Raw genomic sequence first — 5197 nt, 5'->3', positions numbered from 1 at the left:
ATCGAATAAGCGATGCATTTCGGGGTGCGAGAGAATCCGTGCCGCTACGATAACCTCGATTACGACAACGACAACGACGCTAACAGCATTCTCTAATCAATCATTCTTCCCGGGGTCGCCGATGCGCTGGCTCGCGCTCTATCTCCCCCAGCTACCCCTTGAGGTCCTGGGGCGGGCCTGTGCCGCGGGGGTGCCGCTCGCCATCAGCACCAACCGCCAGGGCGAGCGCATCCTGCGCTGCAACCCGGCCGCCGCCGCCGCGGGCATTCACCCGGGGCTGACGGTCGGTGCCGCCCGCGCCCGCTGCGCGGGGCTCGTGGTGCGGGTGCTGCGCCCGGGGGCGGAGCGCGAGGCCTTGGCGCGCCTGGCCGCCTGGTCTATCCGCTTTACCCCCGTGGTCAGCCTGGTACCGCCCCGCTCAGTGCTGCTGGACGTGGCCGCCAGCCTGCGCCTCTTCGGCGGGGCCCAGTCCCTGCTGGATCAGGTGGGGGAGGGGCTGGCCGGGCTCGGCTATGAGGGCCGCCTCGCCCTGGCGCCCACGCCCCTGGGCGCCCTGGTCGTGGCGATCCAGGCCGGGGGCGGGGCGGGCGGGCCCCCGATCATCGCCGACCGTGCGGCCCTGGGCGCCGCCCTCGCCGGCCTGCCCCTGGGCGCCCTGGGCCTGCAACCGCGAGAGTTGGCGGACCTCGCCGCCATGGGCCTGCGCCGGGTTGGCGACCTGCTGCGCCTGCCCCGCCAGGGGTTACGCGAGCGCCTGGGGCCACGGCGGGTGGACTGGCTGGAGCGCCTGCTGGGCGAGACCCCGGACCCCCGCCCGCCCTTCGTGCCGCCGGCCGCGTACCGCGGCTACCTCGAACTGCCCGCGGCGGTGGAACTGGCGCCGGCCCTGGTCTTCCCCTGTCGGCGCCTGCTCGCGGAGTTGGGCGGCTTCCTGCTCGGACGCCAGGCCGGGGTGGCGCGGCTCGACTGGCGCTTCGGCCATGCGCGGCACCCCGACACCCGGTTGTGCCTGGGCGCCGCCCGACCCCTGGCCGATCCGGAGCGCTGGCTGGAACTCTTGCGCGGACACCTGGAGCGCCTGGAACTGCCGGCCGCGGTGTGCGGGATCGGCCTCGATGCGGCCCAGGTCCAGCCCTTGAGCCCCACCCCCGGCGACCTCTTTGCGCGTCTGTTGCCCCCCGGCCGCGCCCCGGACACCGCGCTGCTGGACCGGCTGCGCGCCCGCCTGGGTCCGGACGCGGTGCGCGGCCTCGCCCTGGCGGCCGACCACCGCCCCGAGCACGCCTGGTGTTGGGTCGAGCCCGGCGCCTCCGGTCGCGGCCACCCGCGCCCGGACCGCCCCCTGTGGCTCCTGCCGCAGCCTCAACCCCTGGCGGTGCATAACGGCCGCCCCTGGCTGGACGGCGCCCTGGACCTGGGGCAGGAGCGTGAGCGCATCGACACCGGCTGGTGGGATGAGCACGCCGTGGCGCGGGACTACTTCGTCGCCACCAGCCCGCGCGGCGAACGGCTGTGGGTCTATCGGGACCTCAAGGGCCGCCGCGACTGGTTTCTGCATGGGCGCTTCGGCTGAGCCGGGCCTCAGCCGCCCGGCCCGCGCACAAACAACTGATAGAGCGTGAGTACGATCTCGAACAGGATCAGGATCGTGATGTACCACTCCACCCGCGACGAGCGCTTGGTCTGGAGCAGGTCGAGCAGGGTCGCGGCGGTGTCGTTGATCAGCGTCAGCTTGCGCTCCAGGGCGACCTGGCGTTCACGGACCTCGAATTCGGCCTCCAGGCCCAGGAACAGGCGTTCCAGGTCCGGCCGCTCCCAGATCACCTCCGGCTTGTCACCGACCTCGGCGCGCCCCACCAGGCGGTGCTGGATCAGCAGGGTCTCACCGATATGACGGATCAGGTGACGGGCGCGCCGCGCCCCGCGGCCGTGCCGATGCAGTTCCTCGGCCAAGGGTTCGATGCGCTCGAAGGCGCGTGCCACCTGCGCCTCCTGGTCCGCCAGCAACACGCTCTTGCCCAGCACGTCCGCCACCACCTGCAGGCGCGCCGCGTCGGAGTCGCAGAGTACCAGTCGGTCGCGTTCCATCAGGTCGCCGCGGGTGCTGTCGATGACGATCTCGAGCGTCTCGGTCTCGGGGGTCGCCAGGGGTTCGCGCACGCAGGGTGCCAGCAGTTGCAGGAATGACGCCTCCGCGCCGGGGGCCACGTCGAACAGCACCGCCGCGCCGTAGCGCATCAGCACCGCCCGCCCGCCGCCGCTGACCCGCACCACCAGCGGATTCAGGGCCAGCGGCTCCACATGGGTGAGACTGCGCAGGTCCAGACGGCGGCCCAACAGCAAGGCATGGGCTTTGAGGGTCGGCGCCTCCGGCGCGATGGCGATGACGGCGCTCATTGATGGCATTCTGGTTTCTCCGTGGCTGGTCTGCGCAGTGTGCCACCGTCGGACCGCCGCGGCAAAGCGCCCGCGGGGCCCGCTGAGCTGGCCGGCGATGCGGCCACCTGGGGTAGGTATCTGCTTAAGCTGCGTCCACTGGACCGATCAGCCGAGAGGGTCTCGGCGCCATAATGCAGGCGCAGGTTTTACCGTGAAGGTCGCGCAGCGACGCTGTGGGAGCGGCTTCAGCCGCGACCAGGCCTCGTAAGCTGCCGCAACGTTGCAGGTTACCGCGGCCTCGCAGCGCGGCTGCAAGCCGCTCTCACGCACGCCTTTCATGGTCTGGGGTGGCTGGTCTTGCGGCCATGGCCGTTAGCCGGACGATGGCGCCGAAGGCGCAGGCGCAATTCCAGCAGATCGTCTCGGCGCTAGAGTAGGAGGCAGCCTTCATTGACCCGGGGCCGTGACCGGAAAATCAAACCAGGTGTCCGGGAAGGGCTCGGCCTTGAGGGTGAAGTGCCACCATTCCTCCGGCAGGCCGCGGAAGCCGTGCCGCTCCATCGCCTGGGCGAGCAGGGCGCGGTTGCGCTGGGCGTCGCTGGGTACGGCGGGGCTGTCCGGGTGGGAGAGTGGGTCCATACAGTCGAAGCCGGTGCCGAAGTCCAGCGGGCTGTCCGGGAAGCGCTCTGCGAAGGGCGCCGTGCAGGCGACCGCCGGCCCATCAGCCCGCGCGCCTACCCGGGACGGCGGCGCAGCGGCGGGTTCCAGGGCCAGGTCCACCGTACTGCCGCGGGAGTGGCCGGAGCGCTCCGCGACATAGCCCAGCCGGAAGAAGTCCGTCTTGGCGATGTGCGGGTAAAACTCCGCCTTCATTCGCTGGTCCTCGACCTCCCGGCTCCAGCGCACGAACTGCGCCACCGCCCGCGTGGGGCGGTAGCAGTCGAAGACCTTGACCCGCAGACCGGCGGCGGCAAGGTCCTCGTGCACCGCCTTCACTGCCGCGGCGGCCTCCCGGGTGAGGATACACTCCGGGGCCTGATAGCCGTCGATCGGGCGGCCGATGAAATTGTGACTGCCGTAGTAGCGCATGTCCTGCGCGATGGCGGGCGCGACCTCCCGCAGGTAGACAAAGCCGTCCGGGAGCCCTGCCGCCCGGACGGCCGCCGACGGCAGCGACAGCAGGCCGGCGAGACAGGCGACGGTGATCACAGTCGAGGCCTGGCGCGGCATCCGTTGTTGTTCGTACCTGTTGCGGTAGCTGATTGCGATCATCGTGGCACCTTGTATTGGGAATTCCGGGGACAGCTTGCTCAATCGCGGGCGGCTTTACGCTGAATTAAGGATACTGTCCCCGGAACTCTGAGGGCGGATTTACGCTGAATCTGGTATATTGTCCCTGGAGCTTGCGCTAAGCCGGTTACTGAGATTTTATTGCCAACCGACGTGGCGCCCGATCAACAACCTTGCGTAGCGATGACCGCTCTCTTTCCTTAAGGGCTTTGCAGATTGCCCCGGTATTATTGCCGTATCGCGCGGCCAATGCCAGGCCATGGTTCCGGACCTCATCGACAATAGCGTCATTCTTCATCAGCGTTACCTCCGAGTTCCTCGGGCGAGCAGAGAACAGGACATACCCAGCCATCGGCTTCGACGACCCGGGCAATCAGTGCCTTTGTCTCGGCGTTGTTGATGTGCCTAAAGTTCCAAGTGAGAAGGTATTCGATCCCTTGCGTGGCGGCGATCGCAATATGCAGGGCGTCCCGTATGCTGTTGTCTGGAACAGCTCTTGCTGCCATAAGTGCGTCCGCAAGTGACTGCGCTTCGGAAGTGACAATAATGCTCGGAATCTCGGCAACAGCTTCAAGGCGCTTGGCTGCTGCCATTGGATCGCCGCCCGAAATTTCTTCTTCAACCAATGCTGAAATAAAGACCTCGTATTGGCTCCTGGACTTGATCCACCAATCGGAAGTGATAGCCTGACGCCCAGCCCTGACAACGTCTCGGCTTGGTCGAGACGTAAGGTAGCTGATGATGGATGACTCAATGTAAACCGATGCAGGCATAGGCTGAACTATTACGCTTATTATCTAATCACTTTGGGCGCAGGAACGAAACCCCATGAGGTATTGCCGCGATTTGAATCTTGAACGAACCCGCTCCTGGCACGACGCCCGGCGCGGCCCCAGCTCTCTTTCGCTGGAGGGGATTGTATCCGTGCGCCGAGGTCGCCGATCGGTGTCGGGCCGCGTTTCACCAGCCGGGCGGCACCAAGCGGGCATCCGCGGGGCGGGTTCAGCGGGGTGTTGGGGGTGAAGTGTAGACCATTTTCCAGATGTTGGGGAGCGCGAGGGCCGGCTGCGGGCGGCCTGTCCCGGACGGCGGTTGAGCGCTGTTGCGTAGTAGGGGGCGGTCATGTTCGTTACCCCCTGATTACGCCGCAGGGGAGCCGACACGGCGGCCACATGCAAGCGCCCGGTGCGGCATTTGGGACAGGGATAGCCGTCGAATGGCGCGGTGGGCTCCGGTTCAGCGGCGGATCGGGTACCGGGGCTGCAAGCGCCGTGCGGATCAGCGCCAGGCAGCGCGCCTGTCAGCGGTTTGCCAGGAAGCCGAAATGACGGATCCGCATAAAGCCAAAGGGGAATCCCAGGCATAGTTTTCTCAATTGAGGGTAGCTTTATACTCTAAATAGTAATAATCTGGGATTTTCTAATGCGCTGGAATTTTAAAGAAAACAGGGTTTCCATCTCGCTCTTGCATTGAGTATTTGCCTCGCTCAAGCAGCTTAATATTGCGTTCTTGAATTTCGGAAAATCCT

4 protein-coding genes are annotated in these 5197 nt (G+C 67.0%); 1 reads left to right on the top strand and 3 read right to left on the bottom strand.

Translation table 11 applies throughout. The annotated features are described in order from the left end of the window. Nucleotides 1–1573: DNA polymerase Y family protein (locus QZY48_RS01975; protein WP_295427001.1), on the top strand; the 1573-nt coding region annotated here is incomplete at its 5' end. A gap of 8 nt (nt 1574–1581) precedes the next feature. Here the strand turns inward: QZY48_RS01975 and QZY48_RS01970 are convergent. The 3 genes from QZY48_RS01970 to QZY48_RS01960 form a co-directional block, all read right to left on the bottom strand. Beyond that, complete coding sequence (locus tag QZY48_RS01970; RefSeq protein ID WP_295426999.1) at nt 1582–2397, bottom strand: RMD1 family protein; 816 nt, start codon at nt 2395–2397, stop codon at nt 1582–1584. A gap of 429 nt (nt 2398–2826) precedes the next feature. Beyond that, entirely contained in the window at nt 2827–3651 is an 825-nt protein-coding gene (locus QZY48_RS01965; protein ID WP_295426997.1) for a M15 family metallopeptidase, read from the bottom strand. A gap of 305 nt (nt 3652–3956) precedes the next feature. After that, nucleotides 3957–4442, bottom strand: coding sequence for a type II toxin-antitoxin system VapC family toxin (locus tag QZY48_RS01960; protein WP_295426995.1), 486 nt, complete (start codon nt 4440–4442; stop codon nt 3957–3959). Between the last annotated feature and the right edge of the window lie 755 nt (nt 4443–5197).

It is taken from the genome of uncultured Thiodictyon sp., assembly GCF_903828115.1.
Taxonomy (GTDB): Bacteria; Pseudomonadota; Gammaproteobacteria; order Chromatiales; family Chromatiaceae; genus Thiodictyon.
This window is presented reverse-complemented; position numbering and strand designations above follow the sequence as displayed.

What these genes read in the sequence shown, in the direction of transcription:
- QZY48_RS01965 (WP_295426997.1), bottom strand. Translation starts at nt 3,651, where the DNA reads ATGATCGCAATCAGCTACCGCAACAGGTACGAACAACAACGGATGCCG.
- QZY48_RS01970 (WP_295426999.1), bottom strand. Translation starts at nt 2,397, where the DNA reads ATGAGCGCCGTCATCGCCATCGCGCCGGAGGCGCCGACCCTCAAAGCC.
- QZY48_RS01960 (WP_295426995.1), bottom strand. Translation starts at nt 4,442, where the DNA reads ATGCCTGCATCGGTTTACATTGAGTCATCCATCATCAGCTACCTTACG.